The sequence below is a fragment of the Drancourtella sp. An57 genome (assembly GCF_002161525.1).
GTDB classification, from domain to species: Bacteria; Bacillota; Clostridia; order Lachnospirales; family Lachnospiraceae; genus Sellimonas; species Sellimonas catena.
On sequence record NZ_NFHY01000015.1, the window covers coordinates 1 to 21,893 of the forward strand.

Genomic DNA, 21,893 nt, shown 5'->3' on the forward strand with positions numbered 1-21,893 from the left:
GTTTTCAAAGCTATCAACATAATAACAGCAGTCAAATCTGTGTCCACAATATAGGATTAAATCTCAAAATACGTACAAAAAGGATTTTACCCGTGTCCTCTTTATAGGGCTCATTTTAACGGTCTGGTACGGTTAAAAGTGTGTATTCAGAATAAGATAACCGTATTCAAATCGGAAGAAATACCTCTGAAATAGAGCAATCGCTATTTTTAACCGTATTTTGATTCAAATCCGTACGGTTAAGACAGAGCATTTATAAAAAAGAACCGTAATTGCTGCAGGCAGCTTCAGTTGCAATGAAAATAACTTGATAAAAAGAGAGGAAAAAGCGATGATGACAAATAAGGAGATCCTTCGGACTGCCATGGAACAGTCTGCCGTTGACGCAAACTGTCAGCCGGAGGATTTTATGAAAACGGAACCGGTTATTGTAACATCCAGGAAGAATCCGGATGCACGCAGATATCTGAAACTGCCGCTTGCGTGCAACCTGATTTCTTATGGAAACAATATTGTGGCATCCATTGATAGAAGATATGAGGAAATTGTCCGGAATTATATTCAGAAATATCCGGTGGAGCACTGTTTTGAGACGCCGAATCTACATGTGCTGAATGAAGCATTTGCAAAGCACGATATGATGGTGTGCTTTATGGCTGAGTATTTTCTGCCGGATGTGAATGCTCTCACAAGGGGAGACTGCCGATATGAGATGCGGCTGCTGGAAAACAGCGATTTTCACGAGCTTTATCGGCCGGAGTGGCAAAATGCGCTTTCTGAGGGCAGAAAAGAACTGGATGTGCTTGGGGTCGGAGCGTATGACAATGACGGCCGCCTGATCGGGCTGGCAGCGTGTTCAGCGGACTGCGACAGTATGTGGCAGATTGGAATTGACGTACTGCCACAATACCGCCGTCAGGGAATTGCGTCGGCACTCACCGGCACCCTTGCACTGGAAATACTGGAACGTGGGAAAGTGCCGTTTTACTGCTGTGCATGGTCCAATATCCGGTCTGCCAGAAATGCGATACGAAGCGGATTCAGGCCGGCGTGGGCCGAACTGACCGTGAAACCAAAAGAGTTTGTAGAGCGGATGAATCGATAATATTCCTGAAGTCCAATTAAATCATGGCCAGGCTGTAGATTTTTTATCGAAACAGATGTATAATGAAAAAAAGGAAAGAAGGGATGAATATGAAGCGGTTTGCAATGTTATCCGAGCGTTTGCAGGAGTCCATATCATTTGGATATTTTATGGCAGTCTGGCTGATGAGTGCTGTCGTCCTGATGTTGCTGAACTATCTGACGGTGAACAGCAGAATTCTTGAATTTCTGATTAAGTCCACCTGGGGTGTCTTTTTATTCCTTGTTCCGGTATGTCCGCAGAATCTGGTATTCCGTTACGGAAGAGAAAACTGCCGTTTGTTTATCCGTGTTCTGGCTGTGATGATGATCGGGCTTTATGGGATAGCATTCTTTAGCGTATAAAAGAAACAACTTTCAGATATCCATAAAATGAAAAAATGCCGTTGCTGTGTGATGCACAGTGACGGCAGTTTTGTTTAACAGGAAACTCAAACACTACTAAAATTTAGTAGTTATTTTAAAATATATTTCTTGATTTTAGGGATAAAAGAGATATACTTATATCAAAGGACGACATTTAAACGACATATAAAAGGAAAATCCGGAGGTGTGATATGGAATTTGCCATACAGAAGACAGTATCCGCAGAAGAAGTAAAGGTGATACGGCAGAGACTGCATTTGAAGCAAAAAGAACTGGCAGATCTGATGAATGTATCGGTTAAGACAGTGGAACATTGGGAAAGCAGCCGGGGGACGGTAAAGGGTGCGGCGGCTGTACTGCTTGGAATTCTCTGGGACAGGATGTGGCTGGCAGAAGAACTGGAAATACCGGAAAAAACATTTCCACTTCGTCTCAGATACATGTATCATGACCGCCTTTGCACAGTGATTGATGTGGAGGAACGACAGAAAAGAATAAAAATAAAAAATTTTGTGCAGGATCCGGTTTTCTGTGCGTTTGGAAGAAATGAAAATCCGGACTACAAAGATTATGAGGAATTTTTAGAATCCCGCTGTTTCCCCAGGACACGGGATAAAATGAAAATCATGCTGGAAGAGCTGAATCTTCCATTTTATGATCCGTTCCTGATTGTTCAGAAAACAGAAGGGCGGATGGCAGAGGATGATTTTTGGATTCAGATTGAGGAGTAAAGATCATGGTTAGACTGTTAGAAAAAGATTTGAGAAATTCCCCGATACAATCATCCAAGGGAAATCAGTTGAAATGGGAAGAGGATGGTACTTGGTATAAAGCGGACCATATCGGATATGAAGGACTGGCGGAATATATGGTTTCATCTCTTCTGAAGTATTCTGATATGGATGAAAATGAGTATATTATGTATCAGACAGAAAAGATTGAATATAAAAGCAGCACCTACTGCGGATGCAAAAGCAGAAATTTCCTGCCGAAAGGATATCAGCTGATCACATTGGAGAGGCTGTTTGGAAGTTTTTATGGAGGAAGCTTGTATCGAAATATATTCAAGATACAGGGAGTCAAAGAACGAGCACTTTTCCTGACAGAACAGGTGGAAAAGATGACTGGCTTAAAGGAATTCGGAAGATATCTGTGCAGAATGTTGACAGTAGATGCGCTGTTTCTGAATGAAGACAGGCATATGCATAATATCGCGGTACTATATGATCCGGCCGGAGTCTATCATTATTGTCCGATCTTTGATCATGGATCGGCCCTGTTGTCTGATCTGACAGTAGATTATCCCATTGGAGAGGATATTGTGGAGCTGATTCCGAAGGCACAGGCAAAAACAATAAGCTCAAGCTTTGAGGAACAGCTGGATGCAGTAGAAGAACTATATGGACAAACGGTATCTTTTTCATTCGACGACCGTGTGATCACACGGCTTCTGGATGAAGAATCATACTATCCGGCGGAGATCAAAAAAAGAGTACGAAACATTCTTCTGCAGCAACGCCGGAAATATGAGTATTTATTCAAGTAGTATGATTAGTAGATATAGTGTATTTCAAAACCCATAAACAGCGAAAACCCGTCAGTCTTTCAACTGACGGGTTTCGCTGTTTATAAGTTATCTAAAGGAATGAGAGTAAAGTGGCACTTGGAGGTATCTCTCCGAAGTGCTTACTTTATGAGGGGGGAGATAGTGATTTGTTTATCAACTATCTGAGTCCTAGTATAACCAGAAAATGTGTCTAAAATGTGTTGATTCTATAAAAGAAATGCAAAAATTATTAAGAAAAACAGAAGCCGGGGTACTGGAAAAGTCCCGGCTTCTGCAGTTTCGTGCGCTGGGAGGCGCACATTTTTAAGGGATTTACCCTGTATGTTTTACATCATTTCTTCGGTTTCCAGACCTTCAAACTGCATCTTGTAATAGTGTGCGTAGATGCCGTTTCGTTTCAGAAGATTCTGGTGGGAACCGCGTTCAGCGATACCGTTTTCCGTGATGACGATAATCTCGTCGGCGTTCCGGATCGTGGAGAGCCGGTGTGCGATTGTGATGGTAGTACGGTTCTTTGCCAGAGCCTCAAGACTCTTCTGAATATGGCGTTCGCTTTCGTTGTCCAGTGCGCTGGTCGCTTCGTCGAGGATCAGGATCGGCGGGTTCTTCAGGAAGACACGCGCGATGGAGATCCGCTGCTTCTGTCCGCCGGAGAGCCTTGTTCCACGTTCGCCCACATAGGTGTCATAGCCATCAGGCAGAGACATGACGAAGTCATGGATATTGGCGCGTTTGGCAGCGTCCACGATTTCATCCATGGAAGCGCCCGGTTTTCCGTAAGCAATGTTTTCCTTAATGGTTCCGCAGAACAGATAGACATCCTGCTGGACAATTCCGATATTATTCCGAAGGGATTTTAATGTCAGCCCTCGGACATCTTTGCCGTCGATGGTGATGCGTCCGCCTGTGACATCATAAAAGCGCGGCAGCAGGTTGCAGATTGTCGTCTTTCCGCCGCCGGACGGGCCTACCAGTGCGATGGAGCGGCCGGCCGGGATCTGGAAGGACACATTCTGGAGAACCGGTGTATCATCGTCATCATAACAGAAAGATACATCCTCGTAGGAGACAAGGCCTTTCACATCGGTCAGGTCTTTTGCGTCCGGCTTGTCCTGAATGGACGGCTCTGTATCCATGACATCGAGGAAACGCCGGAATCCGGAGAATCCCTTCTGAATCATCTCTGCCAGCTCCACAAGGATCTGGATCGGGCTGATGAAGATTCCGATATACAGCGCATACATGGCAAGATCCGCCGGATCCATCTGTCCGTGTGCGATGAGATATCCGCCGAATACCAGTGTGACAAGATACATCATGCCCTGGAAGAACAGATTCCATCCCATGAACCCGCCCATGCAGTTATAGTTGGCGTCCTTGGAAAGCAGGAACGCATGGTTGCTCTTTGAGAATTTTTTCTTTTCAATTTCTTCGTTTGCAAAGGACTGCACAACACGGATTCCGCCGAGGGTATCCTGCAGGCTTGCATTGACATCACCGATCTTGCGGCGGTTCTCCATAAAGGTTTCCTGCATACGTTTGTTCTGCTTCAGGGAGAAGAAGAACATGATCACAACGATGACTGCCAGAGGAATGGCGAGCCGCCAGTTGATCAGGAATAAAAAGATAAAGGAACCGATGATCTTGATCAGTGAAATGAACAGGTTTTCCGGTCCGTGGTGGGCAAACTCGGCAATATCAAACAGGTCGGATACGAGCTTGCTCATCATCTGGCCGGAATTGTGGCTGTTATAATAGGAAAAAGAAAGCGTCTCGTAGTGCTCAAACAGCTGCTGGCGCATATCCCGTTCCATATTGGCACCCATCATATGTCCCTGGTAGCTGACGTAGTACTTGCAGAGACTCTGGATGGTGTACATGACGAAAAGTCCGATACCGATCGGCAGAAGCATCTTCAGGATGGTGCTGCTGTCTCTGGTGAACAGAGAGTTTGTAGCGGTCCTTAGAATCTGCGGGTAGACAAGATCGATCAGACTGATGACAGCCGCGCAGAGCAGATCCAGAAAAAAGACCGTCCGGTAAGGTTTATAATAGTGAATAAAACGTTTTAGTGTATCCATAGACTAACCTCTCTTCCATTTTAAAATTTCCCCTCCTAATAATTTACCATATTTGATTGGACCCTGCAATGAATAAAAACGGACATATTCATCAACAATTAAGAATTTATGCTTTGGCTCTTAAAAAATTTCTGGTATTCTAATAAGTAGAAAAAAGAGCGGGGATTCTGCGTGCGAAAACAAGGGGGGGGAGGCCCGCTTTCTATTTCAGGAATATTAGAGAGGTGAGAGACGATGTATACCGTTTTAGTATGTGATGATGATAAGGAAATTGTAGAAGCGATTGAGATTTATCTGTCTCAGGAAGGATACCGGATACTGAAAGCGTATGACGGGGAGCAGGCACTGAAAGTTCTGAATGAGGAGAAGGTGGATCTGCTTGTGATCGATGTGATGATGCCAAGGCTTGACGGGATCCGGGCGACGCTGAAGATCCGGGAGAAAATGAGTCTTCCGATTATCATTCTTTCAGCGAAATCAGAGGACTCAGACAAGATTCTCGGGCTGAATATCGGAGCCGACGACTATGTGACAAAGCCGTTCAATCCGCTGGAGCTTGTGGCGAGAGTCAAGTCACAGCTCCGCAGATATACGAAGCTTGGCAGCACGGTCGGCGCCGGAGATCAGGAAGAGATCTACACGGTGGGAGGTCTTTCCATCAACGATGATCTCAAGGAAGTGACGGTGGACGGCGAGGTTGTGAAGCTGACGCCGACGGAGTACGATATTCTCCTCCTGCTTGTAAAGAATCAGGGCAAGGTCTTTTCCATCGACCAGATCTATGAAAACATCTGGAACGAAGAGGCGATCGGGGCGGATAATACCGTGGCGGTTCATATCAGGCATATCCGTGAGAAGATTGAGATCAATCCGAAAGACCCGCGCTATCTGAAGGTCGTATGGGGAGTCGGATATAAAATTGAAAAGCTTTAGGAAGGAGCAGATAGAAAAACGATATGAATAAATGGTTTTATTCTGCAACATGTAAGGGACTGCTCCTGATTCTGGCGCACCTGTGCATTGTCGTAAGTGTGGTGAGCTTTGTCTGGGTCGGGACCTCGGCAGGACTTCGTTATCTGATTCCGTTTGAAAAGGTGCAGAGCCATTATGAATCAACTGCCCAGTTTGAGAACAGGATGAAGACTATGTCCCGGGAAGTCCTGGATCAGCTGGATACCAAAGCAAAGTTCGAGACAAACGGAAGCTACAATCCCGATAAGCTGATTGATGTGGTACGTTATGATAATGGAAGCCTGGACCAGGACGGGACAAATCATTCCGGCATCGCCTACCGGCTGAAAGACCTGGAGCAGTGGAGCCGGGGATATCAGAACGCGGCGGCGGATCAGGAAAGCTGGGACCAGTTCCTGCATGACTATGTGACAACCGTGATTGTGTGCCTGAAAGAGGACGGAAGCTACCACTATTATTATGGGGATGATTTCCGGAACAAAATGTCCGCAGGAGAGCTTGTCTTTGCGTCAAATGGTGAATTTGTTTCCAATGAGGAGAAGCTTTCGGCACTTCTGGAAGATGATTACAATACGGCAGGCTATGGAGAAGTGCTGGATCAGAACGGGCAGAAACTTTATGCGGACTGCTGGAATCTGGGGCTGGGCGAAGAAGTTTTAAAGGAACCGTATTCTCTGGATGGAGCTGCAAATCTGGTGGAGCTTGCAAATACAGATGAGCGGTGGAATGGAAAGCTTGCAGATGCATATCATGCCCTGTCCAACACACTGGCGGCGATTTCAGGTGATATTCAAAACTATAAAGAAGCGCCGGGAGGATGGGAAGAAGGAAATACCAATTACAGTTACATTTATGTAGACTATGACGAGAACGAGATTTATTCCAACCGGCAGGAATTCCAGGATATTAAAGAGATTGATCATTATCAGGAGAAGATCAAGCAGGCAGGTGCATACGTTATTGTGACACCGAAGCTTGCCGGGTTTGAGTCAACGTTTGAGAATCCGGCGCAGAGCGCGCAGGAGTGGAAATCGGATATTGTGGAATCCCACCGGATCATCGGACGTAATACCAATTATGTCTTTATGGCATCCGTTGATACGACCTACTCGGTTCCGGATGAGTTTGAGAGTGACAGAGAATATTATCAGGAGATTGTGCCGTATATCACGATTGCGTGTGAGGCGGCATGGGGAACGCTGATTCTTTTCTTTATCCTGCTTGTATGTCTGACTGTAATCTCCGGACACAGCAACCGTTCTGAGAACGGGGAGATTGCGCTGTCCGGATTCGACCGGTGGAAGACAGAGATGGCGGCGGCATTTGTAATCATATTCTGGATCATGAGCATGTATCTGATTTCCGAGTGGGGATCCCAGTACGTGATGGCATACGATTATTACTACTCTTCCGATATCTGGAGGGAAGACGGACTGCCGATCTACACTATGGTGATGGCGGGAACAATCGCTTTTGTAAGCTGTCTGTTCTTCTTCTGGTTCTACCTGAGCATGGTTCGGAGGATCAAGGCTCATACGCTCTGGAAGAACAGTATTATGAAAGCGGTCTGCGAGATTTTCAGACATGGATGGAGAAATAAGAAGACGACAACCAAAATCGTGGTGGCTTACATTGCTTTCCTTCTTGTAGAGCTGATTACGTGGGGAAATACTCCGCTGATGGTTATCGGCATTGTGGTCAATATTGGAGTGGGCGTATTTCTCGTGAGGTATGCTCTGGCAAGGCAGAAGATTAAAAAAGGGCTGCTTGAGATTGCGAAAGGAAATGTAAACTACAAGATTCCGTTGGATGATTTAAGAGGCGAAACGCTGGAAATCGCCCAGACGATCAACCGGCTGGGCGAGGGCCTGAACCGTGCACTGGAGAAAAGTGTCCGGGATGAGCGGCTCAAGACTGATCTGATCACGAACGTGTCGCATGATATCAAGACGCCGCTGACGTCCATTATCAATTACGTGGACATCTTAAAACGAGAAAATTTCCAGGATCCGAAAATTCAGAATTACCTCAACATTCTGGAGATGAAGGCCCAGAGACTGAAGACCCTGACAGAAGACGTGGTGGAGGCTTCAAAAGTCAGCAGCGGAAATATCAAGCTAGAATTTATGACGTTGAATCTGGTGGAACTGATCTATCAGGTGGAAGGAGAATACGAGGAGAAGTTTGAAGCGCGCAATATCAAAGTGATCCTCAATATGCCGGATGAACCGGTAACTGTCCGGGTGGATGGCAGAAGGATGTGGCGGGTATTTGCCAATATCTTTAACAATGCGGCAAAATACGCCATGGAAGGAAGCCGCGTCTATGCGGATCTGATGCTCCAGCCGGGGACGGCAAAGTTTATCCTGAAAAATGTTTCGGATCAGCAGCTGAATATTTCAGCCGATGAACTGACAGAGCGGTTTATCCGGGGAGACGTATCACGGAGCACAGAGGGAAGCGGACTTGGCCTTTCCATCGCGAAAAATCTGACGGAGCTTCAGGGAGGAACGTTTGAGCTTTATCTTGACGGCGATCTGTTTAAGGTAATCATTACTTTTCCACGGGTGAGACGGCTGATCAAGGAGCAGACGCCGAAAAAAGAAGACAAGAAAACGGAGCCGGAGACAAAACCGGAAGAAACAGATAAAAAATAAGGAAATCTTTAGATTCAGGAGAGGGTATTTCGATATCCTCTCCTTGCGTTTTGGCGGAATACGCATTACAATAATACAAGAAAAAAGTGGAAAGGAAGTTCCAAATGGAAGAACTGAGAGCATACCTGGAACAGGTATTTTGCATAGAGCTTCTGTCCGCGGTTCTGAGTAACCCAAGAGACAGAGAAAAAGCGTTCAAGGGCCGGATCCGTCCGGTGCTTAAAAAAGGAAATCTCGTATATCAGTTTGAGATTTTTAAAGGGAAACAGGTTTTTCATGAGAATCTGGAAGCGAAGGCAGCGGTGGACCGCGCCTGTGAGTGGATGGAGCATTTCCGCCAGATGCAGATTGACACAAAAAGCGAACGGGCATCGGTGCTGATCAGCAAGAAGGGGAAAGTGACCATCAACAGAAAAAAGGTAACACGCCCGGATCAGGGGAAACAGGATCTTTCCCACAACCGGGAGAAACAGTATATATTAAAGGAAGGAATGGATATTCCGTTCCTGCGTGATCTTGGAGTCATGACGCAGGAGGGAAAGATTGTCCGCTCCAGATTCGACAAATTCCGCCAGATCAACCGGTATCTGGAATTTATCGAGGATGTCCTTCCGAAGCTTCCGAAAGACCGGGAGATCACGATTCTGGATTTCGGATGCGGGAAGTCGTACCTGACCTTTGCCATGTATTATTTTCTGCATGAGATGAGAGGGTACGAGGTCCGCATGGTGGGACTGGATCTGAAGGAAGATGTGATCGAGCACTGCAACGCACTTGCAGAGAAATATGGCTACGACCATCTCCACTTCCTGACCGGAGACATTGCGCAGTATGAAGGAATGACGAAGGTCGATATGGTGGTGACGCTCCACGCCTGCGATACGGCAACAGACTATGCCCTTGCAAAGGCGGTTTCCTGGGGTGCGGACGTGATTCTTTCCGTGCCGTGCTGCCAGCATGAGCTGAACCGGCAGATTGAAAATGACATTTTAAGCCCGGTATTGTCCTACGGGCTTCTGAAAGAAAGAATGGCGGCTCTGGTCACAGACGGGCTCCGCGCCGAGTATCTGAAAAAAGAGGGGTATGATACTCAGATTCTGGAGTTCATCGACATGGAACACACGCCGAAAAATATTCTGATCCGTGCAGTTAAAACAGGGAAGAAAGCGGAAAATCAGCACATAATAAAAGCGTGCGAGGAATTTCTTCATGTGAAACCGACAATAGGAAAGCTTTTATAAAAAAGGGGAGTTATTCATGAGAAAAAAAGCGATACATGCAGGTATTCTGGCCTGCGTATTCGTAGTGGCGATTATCATATTCAGCTATGCGGTGAACAGAAACCATGTGGATATGACGGCAGACATTGGAAATGCGTCGCTTCCGCAGGTTTCTTTTACCCATGATTCTTATACATTCAACACGCTTGCCGGATATACGAATGAGATGGAAATGGCGACCATGCGTGACCAGATCACACCGGTCATGGACGGCAAAATCAGCATGCAGGTGAAGGAAAACGACAAAACGGTCCGTTCCGCATCCTATGAGATCTATTCCATCGACGGCAGGAAAAAGCTGTATTCGGCCGATCTGGAGCTGAAAGAAAATGCGGCTCAGATCGAAATTCCGGAGAAGGTTCTGGAAGAGGGAGAGCGCTTCCTGAGAGTGACGCTTTCCTTTGACGATGACGAACGGGCATATTATTACACACGGATTTCAGACGGATCCAACTGGAATATGAACCGCTGCATGGCCTATATCAAGAACTTTTTTGACAAAGAGAGGGACAAAGATGCGGCAGCAGAACTGCAGTCCGCGCTGGAGCCAAGCAGCGAGGGCGACAACACAACGTACCAGACGGTCACGATTCACTCGGATTTTGAGCATGTGACATGGGGAGACCTTGCGCCTGAGATCGTCGGGGATGTCCGGTGGGATATCAAGGAAGCCAACTCGATGTACATGTCTGTCCTTCTGACCTATCAGGTTGACTGTAAAGGGGAAGGCGAAAACGAGACAGACCGGTATAATGTCAAAGAGTTTTTCCGTGTCAGATATTCGGAAAATCAGCAGATGTATCTTCTGGACTATAACCGGACGATGAACCAGCTCTTTGACGGGGAAGAGAATGACATCGATGAGAATGGTGTTCTTCTCGGCGTGACAGATTCCGATGTGGATTATCTGATCAATCAGGAGGGAACAGTCGTCTCCTTTGTACAGGAGAGGGAGCTTTGGAACTACAATAAGGAAAATGACGAACTCTCCCGTGTATTCAGCTATGAGGACAGCGGCAGCCAGAATGCGCAGAATGGTTACGACCGGCACAGCGTACAGCTTGTATCCATGGACGAGGATGGAAGTACGACATTTACGGTGTCCGGCTATGTAAACAGGGGCACCCATGAAGGTGAGGTCGGCGTCAGCGTATATTATTACGATATCAATAAAAATTCCGTGGAGGAGAAGGTATTTATCCCAAGTACGAAGTCCTACCCGGTGCTGACAAATGATCCGGGCAAGCTTCTTTATTACAGCAATTCCAGCGGAAAGCTGTATGTGATGCAGGAAGGAACACTGTATGAGGTAGATCTGGTTAATAATACGCGTACCACCCTTGTGACCAATCTGGAAACGGGGCAGTATGTAAGCTCCGGGGACGGCCATCTTCTGGCATACCAGAAGGATGGGGAGATCAATAACGCGACTCAGATAGAGGTGTTGAATCTTTCCACCGGGAAGGGATATCAGGTGGAGGCAGGTGCGGATGAAAGCATCCGGCCGCTCGGATTTATCCGGAATGACTTCGTGTTTGGAACTGCAAGGAGCGGCGACTCGGGCACGACAGCATCCGGCGAGACAGTGCTTCCGATGTACCGTCTGGAAATCCGCAACCAGAAAAACGAAACGGTCAAAGACTACCAGGCGGATAACATCTTTATTCTGGACGTCGTATTTGAAAACGATATGGCGACGTTGAAACGTGCCGTAAAAAGCGGAGATTTCTATACGTATACAAGCGAAGATTATATTACGAACAATGAAGAGAGGGAAGAGAGCAATATCACGATTGATTCCTATACAAGCGAGCTCAAAGGCCGTGAAATGCGGATTACCTACGAGGATGGAGTGGACGACAGTTCTCCGAAGATTCTAAAGCCGCAGCTTACGATCGCAAGGGAGCAGATGACGCTTTCCTTTGATTCACCGTCCCGGAAGGGAACCTACTATGTCTATGGATACGGTGAACTTCAGGGGATCTACCAGAATGCGGGATATGCGGTGCAGAGAGCATCCGAATTCAGCGGAGTAGCGGTGACCTCCAGACTGGCAAATGTATATGAAAGCGGCAACAGGCCGTCTGCGTATGAGATTTCGGATTTTGGGGATACTGCGGTCCGTGAGGGTGAGAGCACGCTGGAAGCATGTATGAGGATCATCCTTGCCTCAGCAGGAAATGAGATTGATTTCCAGAAGGATATGGAGGATGGAGAATCCATCATTGACTTCATAGGCAGCCAGGTTTCCGGGGAAGCGCTGGAACTTTCCGACTGCCGGACAGAAGACGTCCTTTATCTGATCGGACAGGGCACTCCGGTGGCGGCGTTGACAGGAAACGGCAATGCAGTACTTTTGACGGGATACAGTCGGACGAATGTTCAGTATCTCAATCTTTCCACACAGGAAGTGGACACGGTGACATTTGAAGAGATGGATCAGATGGTAAATGCAAGCGGGAATACGTTTGTGGGATATACACAATAGCACAAACCATGCTATAATGATACAAAGTCGAAAAGAGACTGGAGGATAATAAAGATGGAATTAGTAACAGTAAAAGAATTATACAGGAAAACAGATTCGTACCTGGACAAGGAGGTATCCATCGGAGGATGGGTAAGAAGCATCCGGGATTCCAAGGCGTTTGGTTTTATTGTAGTAAATGACGGCTCTTTCTTTGAGCCGATTCAGGTGGTATACCACGATACGATGGAGAACTTCAAAGAGATCTCCAGATTAAACGTAGGGGCAGCCATTGTAGTAAAGGGAACTCTCGTTGCGACGCCGCAGGCAAAGCAGCCGTTTGAGATTCAGGCAGAAGAGATTACGGTAGAAGGAGCTTCCGCTCCGGACTACCCGCTTCAGAAGAAGCGCCACACACTGGAATTTTTAAGAACAATGACACATCTGCGCCCAAGAACAAATACGTTCCAGGCAGTGTTCCGCGTACGTTCTCTTGCAGCCTACGCGATTCACCAGTTCTTCCAGGAGAGAGGATTCGTGTATGTGCACACTCCGCTGATCACTGGAAGTGACTGTGAAGGTGCAGGAGAGATGTTCCAGGTAACGACAATGGATCTTCAGAATCCGCCGAAACTGGAAGATGGAAGCATCGATTACAGCAAGGATTTCTTCAACAAACACACAAGCCTGACGGTAAGCGGACAGCTCAACGCAGAGACATTTGCACAGTCCTTCCGTGATGTCTATACATTTGGACCGACATTCCGTGCGGAGAATTCCAACACGACCCGCCATGCGGCAGAGTTCTGGATGATCGAGCCGGAGATCGCATTTGCGGATCTGGAAGACGATATGGATCTTGCAGAAGCAATGTTAAAATATGTGATCCGCTACGTGATGGAAAACGCACCGGAAGAGATGAAGTTTTTCAACTCCTTTATTGACAAAGGACTTCTGGACCGTCTGACAAATGTGGTCGAATCCGAATTCGCAAGAGTGACATATACAGAAGCGATTGAGATTCTGGAGAAAAACAACGACAACTTCGAGTATAAGGTATCATGGGGATGTGATCTTCAGACCGAGCATGAGAGATACCTGACCGAAGAAATTTATAAGAAACCGGTATTTGTAACCGACTATCCGAAGGAAATCAAAGCATTCTATATGAAGCAGAACGACGATGGAAAGACCGTTGCCGCCATGGACTGCCTTGTGCCGGGAATCGGTGAAATCATCGGAGGAAGCCAGAGGGAGGACGACTACGGGAAACTCCGCAGCAGAATGGAGGAACTCGGCATGGATCTGGATGAATACGGATTCTATCTGGATCTGAGAAAGTACGGATCCACCCGTCACGCAGGCTACGGACTCGGATTTGAACGGTGCATCATGTACCTGACCGGAATGTCCAATATCCGTGACGTACTGCCGTTCCCAAGAACGGTCAACAACTGTGAACTGTAGATAAAATTCAGAAAAGGGGAGAAATCATGAATCATATTCTGGTTGTGGATGATGAGAGGGAGATAGCGGATGTTATTGAGCTGTATTTGAAAAATGACCAGTATGAGGTGTTGAAATTCTATACGGGCGAGGAGGCCCTTGCCTGTATAGAAACCACGAAGATTGATCTGGCGCTTCTGGACGTCATGCTGCCAGATATCGATGGATTTACGATTCTGAAAAAGATCAGGGAGAAGTACAATTTCCCGGTGATCATGCTGACGGCAAAGACCGAGTATATCGACAAGATTACCGGACTGACACTCGGAGCGGACGATTACATCGCAAAGCCGTTTAACCCGCTGGAGCTGGTTGCCAGAGTAAAGGCACAGATCCGCCGCTACACGAAGTACAATGACGGCGGCAGGGCGGAGAGCGATGTCATTGATTTTGGCGGTCTGTTTCTGGACCGCAATTCCCACGAGTGTGTCTTCAATGAAAAAAATCTGACACTGACTCCGATCGAGTTTGACATTCTGTGGCTGCTCTGTGAGAACAGAGGAAAGGTCATCAGTTCGGAAGAGCTCTTTGAAAACGTGTGGCACGAGAAGTACTATAAGAACAGCAACAATACCGTCATGGTACATATCAGACATCTTCGGGAGAAGATGAGCGGTCCTATGGGAAAATCAGATTTCATCAAGACGGTCTGGGGAGTGGGATACAAGGTTGAAGAGTAGATTGAAAAAATTTAAGAAAAGTAAATACAGGAAACTGAAGATCAGCCTGCTTCTGCAGACAGTATTGATCACCGCGCTTACAGTTCTGGTCGGTGGATTTCTGCTGGAATACATTATCGATGGGGTCTACAACGATGACGTATCCGAGATTTTCATTGGCTTCCTGAAATTCTTTCATGTAGAAGAGCAGCATGCCATCGCATTGTACTGGCAGATTCTTGGAAACAATAAGACGTTCTTCATGATGATCGGGTTTTTGGCACTGTTTGCGCTTTTTTTCTATATTGCGCTGTCAAAAATGATTACGTATCTGGAAGACGTTGAAAAAGAGATCGGGAAACTCGTCTCCCGTTCCCAGGAGCCGATCCATCTGATTCCGGAACTGGAGCCGATCGAGACAAAGCTGAACAATATCAAGTATACGCTGGAGCGGCAGGAGCGTGAGGTGCAGGAAAGTGAACAGAGAAAGAATGATCTGGTCGTCTTTCTGGCGCATGACCTCAAAACGCCGCTGACATCCATTGTGGCGTATTTGAGTATGCTGGAATCCCATCCGGATCTTCCGGAGGAGGAGAGGATCAAGTACACGGGGATTTCCCTTGAGAAGGCAATCCGACTCGGGAAACTGATCGAAGAGTTTTTTGAGATCACGAAATTTAATGCACAGGACATTGTTCTGGAAAAGACAGAACTGAATTTAAGCAGAATGCTGGAGCAGATTGCAGATGAGATGTACGCGGTCCTTCAGGGCAAGAACTTAAAATGTGAGGTGGAGGCGGATGACGATATCGTTGTCCGGGCCGACCCGGACAAGCTTGCCAGAGTATTTGACAATCTCATGCGGAATGCCATTGCCTACTGCAGGAAGGATTCGACGATCCGGATCCATGTTTCACAGGATGAGAGTAACGCGCTGATTGTCTTTGTCAACGAAGGACCGAAAATTTCCAATGACAAGCTGCAGCATATTTTTGAGAAATTCTTCCGGGCGGACGATTCCAGGTCCAGTGAAACCGGAGGAGCGGGGCTCGGTCTTGCCATCGCAAAAGAGATCGTGGAACTTCACGGCGGCAGAATCTCTGCCCAGAGCGATGATCATGAGACCCGGTTTATCGTAGTCCTTCCAAAGAAAGAGAAAGGGGAACTTCAGGATGAAATTCATACATACATCGGACCTGCATCTCGGAGTGAGGCCTGATGCGGGACCGGAATATACGAAGAGACGCCCGGAAGAGATCTGGGAGACCTTCAAAAGCATTCTTGACCGGTGTGAGGACGAGCAGATTGACCTGCTTCTGATTTCGGGGGATGTGTTCCACAGACAGCCGCTTTTACGGGAACTGAAAGAGCTCAACGCCATGTTTGCGGGACTGTCTCATACAAAAGTCGTATTTACGGCCGGAAATCATGATTACTTAAAACCTAATTCCATGTACCGGAATTTCAAGTGGGCGGGCAATGTCGTCCCGCTTCTGGAAGGACGCCTTCTGAAAGTCGAGTTCCCGGAATTTCGGACCGCAGTATCCGGATTCAGTTACCTGGACAGAGAATTGCAGGGCGGAATCAGGGTAGAGTGGAAGTGTGTCCGGAGCATGGAAAACGAGATTCTTCTCCTTCACGGAGGAGACGAGAAACATCTTTCGTTTAAGAGGGCAGAGGTGGATCTGCTCGGTTATGATTATACGGCTCTTGGCCACATTCACAAACCGGATCCGGAAATAACGGGAAAATGCCGGTACAGCGGTTCTCCGGAGCCGACAGACCCGAATGACACCGGAAAACACGGGTATGTGATAGGAACCGCAGAGAATGGCGTAGTCGAGACGGAGTTTGTTCCTGCGGCAAAGCGGGAGTACATCCATCTGGATATTCCGGTGGACGAGGACATGACAGGCCGTCTCCTTCTGGATACCCTCCGGGAGAAGATCGAGGAAAACGGCGTGGAAAATATGTACCGCTTTACACTGAAAGGACTCCGGGACCCGGATATCCGTTTTGATACCGTAAATATGGATGCGGGCGGAGGTGTCGTTGACATCCGGGATATGACAACCCCGGCTTATGACTATGAAAAGCTGTGCGCTTCCAACGGCCAGAACCTCCTTGGAAGATTTATCCAGAGTTTTCTTGAACAGGAAGAGGAAAGCCGCGGCGAAGTAGAGCAGATGGCGCTGTACGAGGGTGTACAGGCGATTCTGGAGACGAGAAAAGAGTAACCGATACACAAAAGAGAGAAAAAGGGGATACAAGAAGAGATGAAGTTAGAGCGACTGGAACTTTGGAGTTTCGGAAAATTCCATAACAGAACGATTGAACTTTCCGACGGGATCAATCTGTTCAGCGCAGAAAATGAGGCGGGGAAATCGACGGTCTATGCGTTTATTAAAAGTATGCTCTTTGATGTGGAAAGAGGACGCGGAAGAGGCGCGGCAAAGGATGAGTTCCACCAGTATGAGCCGTGGAGGAATCCGACTCAGTACTGCGGAATGGTCCGGTTTGAGAGCGGAGGACGGCATTTCCAGCTGGAAAGGGATTTTGCCAGAAAGGGAAAGAAGACAAGGCTTTTCTGTCTGGATGATGGAGAGGAACTTTCCGAAGAGAGCGGGGATCTTCAGGCGCTGCTGCTGGATCTGGATGTTGCCGGGTTTGAAAATACAGTGGCAGTCGGACAGCTGAAGGTCAGGCCTGGAGAAGAGCTTTCCTCTGCTCTGAAAAATTATGCGGCCAACTATTATGCATCGGGTGCGGGAAATATGGACCTGGAGGCGGCCCTTGCAGGACTTCAGAAGCGAAAAAAGGAGATAAGCATTCTTCTGCGCGAGGAAGCCCGGAAACGGCTTCAGAAACGGGAAGAGGCGGAACGTGCGGCCGAATATATCGCAAAAGATCTGGACCGTATTCAACGGGAAGCGGCAGCAGGCGAAGAAGAGATCCGGAGAGGGAAGCGGCTCCTGGATACGTATGAGCAGGCGCGGGGTGAACAGAAAAAGAAGAAGTTCCCGCTGAAAGGAGCGGCGGTCTGGTTTGCAGTGCTGATTCTCCTGATGATACTTCTTCCATCCTCCATCCGTTATTTTACAGCTGTGATCTGGGCAGTGGCAGGGCTTCTGGCCGAACTTTGGGTAATGCGGCCGGAGCCGGAGAGAGAGCAGACAGAGGAAGAACAGGCTGTCAGAAGAAGAATTGACAAGCTGAAATGGAACAGGGAGAAGCTGAGATCGGACCGAAGAGACAGACAGGTGGAATATGAGAACCTGCAGGAAATGATTTCCGAGGCATGTACTGTTTCCGAAGAGGAGAAGAACCTGGAACAGAAAAAAGCGGCACTGGAACTTGCGGCCGAAAGAATGCAGGAGGTATCCGGAGATGTAAGAAAAGAAACAGGAAACCGCCTTGCAAAGCGGGCAGCTGAAATTCTGGGAGAGCTTACGGACGGACGCTATACCAGGATCTTTATCGAAGAAGGGCTGGAAATCAGCATTTTTGACGGCATCCGTAAGATTCCGATTCACATGATGAGCCGGGGAACGATTGAGCAGATCTACTTTGCGGTAAGGATGGCGGCATCTGAAATTCTTTACGAAGAACCACTCCCGATCATTCTCGACGACACCTTTGCGTATTACGATGATAAACGAATGGAAGCGGCACTCCGGTGGCTGGCCGGACAGAAAAAACAAGTGCTCCTCTTCACCTGTCAGAACAGGGAAAAAGAAGCACTTGATCATATGCATCTTGCATACCGTGACGGATGGGATTAAATCTCCTCTCCGTTGCGGTATTTGTTTACTACATGCTGGATACGCTCGCTCGGACTTAAGATACTGCTGATAGAATCGTCATGATTCAGTGTATCGATCAGAAGAGCGATGTACTTGCTCATGTCGCAGTTGATATAGTACGGACGGCTTAAAAGCTCCGGCGTCTGATAAATCAGGTTAGTTGTGAGGATATTGTTGATGATGCCTTCCTCGTATGCCTTGTCGAATTTCTCAAGACCATTTGTGAACAGACCGAATGTTGCAGCGGCAAAGATCCGGTTTGCCTTTCTTTCTTTCAGCTGTTTTGCGACATCGATCATACTGTCTCCGGAGGAGATCATATCGTCAAGAATGATCACATCCTTGCCCTCTACGGAATCACCGAGGAACTCGTGGGCAACGATCGGATTGCGGCCGTCAACGATTCTTGTGTAATCACGGCGTTTATAGAACATACCCATATTCAGGCCAAGGACATTGGCAAGATAGATTGCACGTCCGGTCGCACCTTCGTCCGGGCTGATTGCCATCATGTGATCACTGTCGATCTTCAAATCTTTTACAGTTCTTAAAAGTCCCTTTACAAACTGATAAGTCGGACGGACAGTTTCAAATCCGCTCAGCGGAATCGCGTTCTGTACCCGTGGATCGTGGGCGTCAAAGGTAATGATATTGTCCACACCCATTTTTACAAGCTCCTGAAGAGCCAGCGCACAGTCCAGAGACTCACGGCTGCTGCGCTTGTGCTGGCGGCTCTCGTAGAGGAACGGCATGATGACATTGACACGGCGCGCCTTCCCTCCGATCGCGGCGATGATACGCTTCAGATTCTGAAAGTGGTCGTCCGGGGACATGTGGTTGATCTGACCGTTCAGGGAATAGGTCAGGCTGTAGTTGCAGACATCCACCATCAGATAGATATCCTTTCCACGGATGGATTCGCTGAGTACGCCTTTTGCTTCTCCTGATCCGAAACGCGGTGTAGCGGCGTGGATCAGATAATTGTCTTTTTCATATCCGGTAAAAACAACGTCGTCTTTGAAGACATGTCCATCTTCTTTTCGCCATTTGACAATATAGTCATTGACTTTCTGGCCCATCTCCTCACAGCCCGTCAGGGCGATAATGCCAAGGGCTCCTACAGGGATATTTTCCAGATTTCGTTCTGTACGGTGCAGCATTGCTTTGCCTCCTATTTCATTAGTTTCTTTTTGATTCTGATATCGTCACCCGCAAGTTTGAGCAGGCGGTAGTTACTGCTGATGCGGGAAAACGTTCTTTCGCTATATATTGATTTTATCTCATTTAATGACAAATTGGTAGAGATAATAGTAGATTTCTTCTGCAAAATCCGGTCATTCAGGCAGATAAACAGCTGGGAGACCGTAAAGGAATTGGTAAGCTCCGTCCCAAGGTCATCGATAATCAGAAGCTCGCACTCGTCCAGCAGGGCGCCGGCCTGGCGCTTCTCCGGGTCTGTGTCAAACTCTCTGCTTCCCAGAATATCAAAGAGCTGCGAGGACGTCACGTAAATCACCGAGTGAATATGATCCATCAGCTCTCTGGCAATACAGTGGGTCAGAAAGGTCTTTCCGACTCCGGTATTTCCATAGATCAGAAGATTCTGGAACTTGCTTCCAAAGCTGTCCACAAAGGATCGGCACACATGAAGCGCCTCTTTTGCCATATCCAGCGAACTTTTGCCGCTCACCGGATCAATAAAATCCGAAGAATAGTAATCCATCCGGAAAGAAGAAAAATTTTCACTCTCTAAAATATCCTGCAGGTTGGACTGGGTGTAGAGCAGGTCAATCTCCGCCTTCTGGAAACAACGGCATTTCCGGCCGTCAAGATATCCTGTGTCCTGACAGTCCGGACATTCATAGGAAGGTTCCAGATAGTCCGAAGGGTAACCGGAACCGGCAAGCAGTGCCTGCTTTTCATCCCTCAGGGCATGAAGCCTTTCCCGGAATCGGGCAGGCGCATCGGCATTGCCATCGATCAGCGCTTTGGCTCCTGCAACACCAAGGTGTGAGATCTCCTCATCAATCTCACGGATCCGGGGAATCTTTTCATATATTTCACTGTAATGGCGGGTCAGCCTGTCGTGCGTCCGAAGATGCTTCTGCTCGTAGATCCGCATGATGGCGTCATACTGTGAATTCGTCAGTGCCATGAAACTTCTCCTTTACTCAGCTCTGTAAAAGCTGTCTCTCCAGGTCGTCCATATTGTAGTCGCGCTCCTCGAAATTGCTGAACTTTGTCTTTTTCCCGGAAGCCGGAGCCGGCTGGGAAGCAGACTTCTCGGAACGCTTCTTGATGTAGGCGGCATCGATAGCCGCAATATCCGCAAGGTGATGCACACCTTTCTGGTGCCAGTTCGTCAGGATCTTGTCCGCGTATTCAAAACTTGGCTGATGGATGGCGGAAACGGTCCGGCTGCATGCCTCCACAATAATATCAATGGTAAAGCCGTACTGCCCGGTCCACTTCTTCACAAGCTCTGTTTCAACCGGAGCGGCCATGCGCCCGGTGATGCCGAATGCTTTCAGAACCGCTGTGCAGTCCTTATTGTAAAAGGAAGCGGATCTTCTTGCCTCTGATACGGTCCGGATACCGGCATCCGCCCAGGCAAGGGCTACGGACTTGATGTAGTGCATGCTCCGGTGTCCGTTCTCTACGCAGTACTCGATCAGATACTCGGTCAGCTCCACGGAGAACTGTAAGGTGTCATAGAAATAAGTAAGTGTCTCCACATCGGAAGGAGACAGGGTACGTCCGATGTACTGCTCGGCGATGAACAGAAGCTGCTTGAATTCCCGGCGGCTTTTGTACTCGCTGATATCACCGATCAAAGGAGCCGCAGGAGCAGAATCTACAGGACTGTCCACGGCAGGAACAGGCGCATCCTCCGAAACCGGCGAAGGAGCAGCACCCTGACTGTCCGGCACAGGCATGTCCACGGAGACAGAAGGCGCAGCCGCCTTTTTCGGCGTATCCGCTTTCTGCGGCGCATCCATCTGAAGTCCGCGCATCTCGCCGTCCGGGCCGTATTCGATCGTAAGAAGCCCTTTCTTCGCCCAGTATTTCAAAGCGCGGATAATATCGCCCTCCGTGTTATCCAGAATCTCCGCAAATTCGGAAACCGAAAAAGGAGAACTGCTCTCCATACGGCGCAGCAAAAGGAGGTATACTTTAACGTATTCCCCGTTTGCCTTTGCCATGTAGGAGTCGATAAATGCATGATCAACACATGTAAAATGTTGTTCCGTACAGTCTGTGATTTTTAACATGCCCATTCCTTGAAACCTCTGTCTTTCTTTCTAAAGTAAAGGTATTATAGCACTTTCAGGCCGGGAGAAAAAGCATTATTTTTCCCACACTTTGTGGATAAAACAGTGTGGATTCTGTGG

The 21,893-nt window shown here is 47.8% G+C and carries 17 protein-coding genes; 13 read left to right on the forward strand and 4 right to left on the reverse strand.

Annotation, left to right across the window (positions count from 1 at the left end; genetic code table 11):
• The first annotated feature begins 331 nt into the window (after positions 1 to 331).
• The 4 genes from B5G11_RS12200 to B5G11_RS12215 all read left to right on the forward strand — a co-directional run bounded on the left by B5G11_RS12200 (position 332) and on the right by B5G11_RS12215 (position 3,055).
• Positions 332 to 1,105, forward strand: a complete 774-nt coding sequence (locus B5G11_RS12200) for a GNAT family N-acetyltransferase (RefSeq protein ID WP_343215509.1) — start codon at positions 332 to 334, stop codon at positions 1,103 to 1,105.
• 62 nt (positions 1,106 to 1,167) lie between these two features.
• On the forward strand, positions 1,168 to 1,488 hold the full coding sequence (locus B5G11_RS12205) for a hypothetical protein (RefSeq protein ID WP_087168862.1): 321 nt from the start codon (positions 1,168 to 1,170) through the stop codon (positions 1,486 to 1,488).
• A 212-nt stretch (positions 1,489 to 1,700) separates the two neighbouring features.
• Positions 1,701 to 2,240 carry a helix-turn-helix domain-containing protein gene (locus tag B5G11_RS12210; protein ID WP_087254115.1) on the forward strand — a complete coding sequence of 180 codons (540 nt, stop codon included), beginning with the start codon at positions 1,701 to 1,703 and terminating at the stop codon, positions 2,238 to 2,240.
• A gap of 5 nt (positions 2,241 to 2,245) precedes the next feature.
• Positions 2,246 to 3,055 (forward strand): hypothetical protein, encoded by an 810-nt coding sequence (locus B5G11_RS12215; RefSeq protein ID WP_087254118.1) that lies wholly within the window; start codon positions 2,246 to 2,248, stop codon positions 3,053 to 3,055.
• 347 nt (positions 3,056 to 3,402) lie between these two features.
• Here B5G11_RS12215 and B5G11_RS12220 read toward each other — a convergent pair whose 3' ends face one another.
• Positions 3,403 to 5,157, reverse strand: coding sequence for an ABC transporter ATP-binding protein (locus tag B5G11_RS12220; RefSeq protein WP_087254120.1), 1,755 nt, complete (start codon positions 5,155 to 5,157; stop codon positions 3,403 to 3,405).
• Positions 5,158 to 5,391: 234 nt separating this feature from the next.
• On the opposite strand from B5G11_RS12220, the gene B5G11_RS12225 reads away from it, so the two are divergent.
• From B5G11_RS12225 to B5G11_RS12265, 9 genes are all read left to right on the forward strand, one after another.
• Positions 5,392 to 6,090: a response regulator transcription factor gene (locus B5G11_RS12225; RefSeq protein WP_087254123.1), complete on the forward strand. Its 699-nt coding sequence runs from the start codon at positions 5,392 to 5,394 to the stop codon at positions 6,088 to 6,090.
• Positions 6,091 to 6,113: 23 nt separating this feature from the next.
• On the forward strand, positions 6,114 to 8,786 hold the full coding sequence (locus B5G11_RS12230) for a HAMP domain-containing sensor histidine kinase (protein WP_087254128.1): 2,673 nt from the start codon (positions 6,114 to 6,116) through the stop codon (positions 8,784 to 8,786).
• Between the two features lie 104 nt (positions 8,787 to 8,890).
• Positions 8,891 to 10,027: an SAM-dependent methyltransferase gene (locus B5G11_RS12235; RefSeq protein WP_087254131.1), complete on the forward strand. Its 1,137-nt coding sequence runs from the start codon at positions 8,891 to 8,893 to the stop codon at positions 10,025 to 10,027.
• A gap of 16 nt (positions 10,028 to 10,043) precedes the next feature.
• Positions 10,044 to 12,554: a hypothetical protein gene (locus B5G11_RS12240; RefSeq protein ID WP_087254133.1), complete on the forward strand. Its 2,511-nt coding sequence runs from the start codon at positions 10,044 to 10,046 to the stop codon at positions 12,552 to 12,554.
• A gap of 54 nt (positions 12,555 to 12,608) precedes the next feature.
• A complete protein-coding gene (gene asnS / locus B5G11_RS12245; protein ID WP_087168855.1) occupies positions 12,609 to 14,000 on the forward strand; it encodes an asparagine--tRNA ligase in 1,392 nt (463 codons plus the stop codon).
• Positions 14,001 to 14,023: 23 nt separating this feature from the next.
• Positions 14,024 to 14,719, forward strand: a complete 696-nt coding sequence (gene vanR, locus B5G11_RS12250) for a VanR-ABDEGLN family response regulator transcription factor (protein ID WP_343215511.1) — start codon at positions 14,024 to 14,026, stop codon at positions 14,717 to 14,719.
• Position 14,720: 1 nt separating this feature from the next.
• Complete coding sequence (locus B5G11_RS12255) at positions 14,721 to 15,917, forward strand: HAMP domain-containing sensor histidine kinase (RefSeq protein WP_087168853.1); 1,197 nt, start codon at positions 14,721 to 14,723, stop codon at positions 15,915 to 15,917.
• The gene (locus tag B5G11_RS12260) at positions 15,871 to 16,935 is read left to right on the forward strand and encodes a DNA repair exonuclease (RefSeq protein WP_087254135.1); all 1,065 of its coding nucleotides are present in this window, start codon (positions 15,871 to 15,873) and stop codon (positions 16,933 to 16,935) included. The genes B5G11_RS12255 and B5G11_RS12260 overlap by 47 nt, the downstream gene beginning before the upstream one ends.
• Positions 16,936 to 16,974: 39 nt before the next feature.
• Entirely contained in the window at positions 16,975 to 18,480 is a 1,506-nt protein-coding gene (locus B5G11_RS12265) for an AAA family ATPase (protein WP_087254138.1), read from the forward strand.
• Here B5G11_RS12265 and B5G11_RS12270 read toward each other — a convergent pair.
• From B5G11_RS12270 to B5G11_RS12280, 3 genes are read right to left on the reverse strand one after another with little or no spacing between them, the layout of a single operon-like run.
• Entirely contained in the window at positions 18,477 to 19,661 is a 1,185-nt protein-coding gene (locus B5G11_RS12270; RefSeq protein ID WP_087254141.1) for a ribose-phosphate pyrophosphokinase, read from the reverse strand. The genes B5G11_RS12265 and B5G11_RS12270 overlap by 4 nt on opposite strands.
• An 11-nt stretch (positions 19,662 to 19,672) precedes the next feature.
• On the reverse strand, positions 19,673 to 20,656 hold the full coding sequence (locus B5G11_RS12275) for an ATP-binding protein (protein WP_087254144.1): 984 nt from the start codon (positions 20,654 to 20,656) through the stop codon (positions 19,673 to 19,675).
• A gap of 16 nt (positions 20,657 to 20,672) precedes the next feature.
• Positions 20,673 to 21,773 carry a DnaD domain protein gene (locus B5G11_RS12280; RefSeq protein ID WP_343215510.1) on the reverse strand — a complete coding sequence of 367 codons (1,101 nt, stop codon included), beginning with the start codon at positions 21,771 to 21,773 and terminating at the stop codon, positions 20,673 to 20,675.
• Positions 21,774 to 21,893: the final 120 nt, after the last annotated feature.

What these genes read in the sequence shown, in the direction of transcription:
- B5G11_RS12270 (WP_087254141.1), bottom strand. Translation starts at nt 19,661, where the DNA reads ATGCTGCACCGTACAGAACGAAATCTGGAAAATATCCCTGTAGGAGCC.
- B5G11_RS12225 (WP_087254123.1), top strand. Translation starts at nt 5,392, where the DNA reads ATGTATACCGTTTTAGTATGTGATGATGATAAGGAAATTGTAGAAGCG.
- B5G11_RS12275 (WP_087254144.1), bottom strand. Translation starts at nt 20,656, where the DNA reads ATGGCACTGACGAATTCACAGTATGACGCCATCATGCGGATCTACGAG.
- B5G11_RS12230 (WP_087254128.1), top strand. Translation starts at nt 6,114, where the DNA reads ATGAATAAATGGTTTTATTCTGCAACATGTAAGGGACTGCTCCTGATT.
- B5G11_RS12205 (WP_087168862.1), top strand. Translation starts at nt 1,168, where the DNA reads ATGAAAAAAAGGAAAGAAGGGATGAATATGAAGCGGTTTGCAATGTTA.
- B5G11_RS12200 (WP_343215509.1), top strand. Translation starts at nt 332, where the DNA reads ATGATGACAAATAAGGAGATCCTTCGGACTGCCATGGAACAGTCTGCC.
- B5G11_RS12260 (WP_087254135.1), top strand. Translation starts at nt 15,871, where the DNA reads ATGAAATTCATACATACATCGGACCTGCATCTCGGAGTGAGGCCTGAT.
- B5G11_RS12280 (WP_343215510.1), bottom strand. Translation starts at nt 21,773, where the DNA reads ATGTTAAAAATCACAGACTGTACGGAACAACATTTTACATGTGTTGAT.
- B5G11_RS12220 (WP_087254120.1), bottom strand. Translation starts at nt 5,157, where the DNA reads ATGGATACACTAAAACGTTTTATTCACTATTATAAACCTTACCGGACG.
- B5G11_RS12235 (WP_087254131.1), top strand. Translation starts at nt 8,891, where the DNA reads ATGGAAGAACTGAGAGCATACCTGGAACAGGTATTTTGCATAGAGCTT.
- B5G11_RS12265 (WP_087254138.1), top strand. Translation starts at nt 16,975, where the DNA reads ATGAAGTTAGAGCGACTGGAACTTTGGAGTTTCGGAAAATTCCATAAC.
- asnS (WP_087168855.1), top strand. Translation starts at nt 12,609, where the DNA reads ATGGAATTAGTAACAGTAAAAGAATTATACAGGAAAACAGATTCGTAC.
- B5G11_RS12240 (WP_087254133.1), top strand. Translation starts at nt 10,044, where the DNA reads ATGAGAAAAAAAGCGATACATGCAGGTATTCTGGCCTGCGTATTCGTA.
- B5G11_RS12215 (WP_087254118.1), top strand. Translation starts at nt 2,246, where the DNA reads ATGGTTAGACTGTTAGAAAAAGATTTGAGAAATTCCCCGATACAATCA.
- B5G11_RS12210 (WP_087254115.1), top strand. Translation starts at nt 1,701, where the DNA reads ATGGAATTTGCCATACAGAAGACAGTATCCGCAGAAGAAGTAAAGGTG.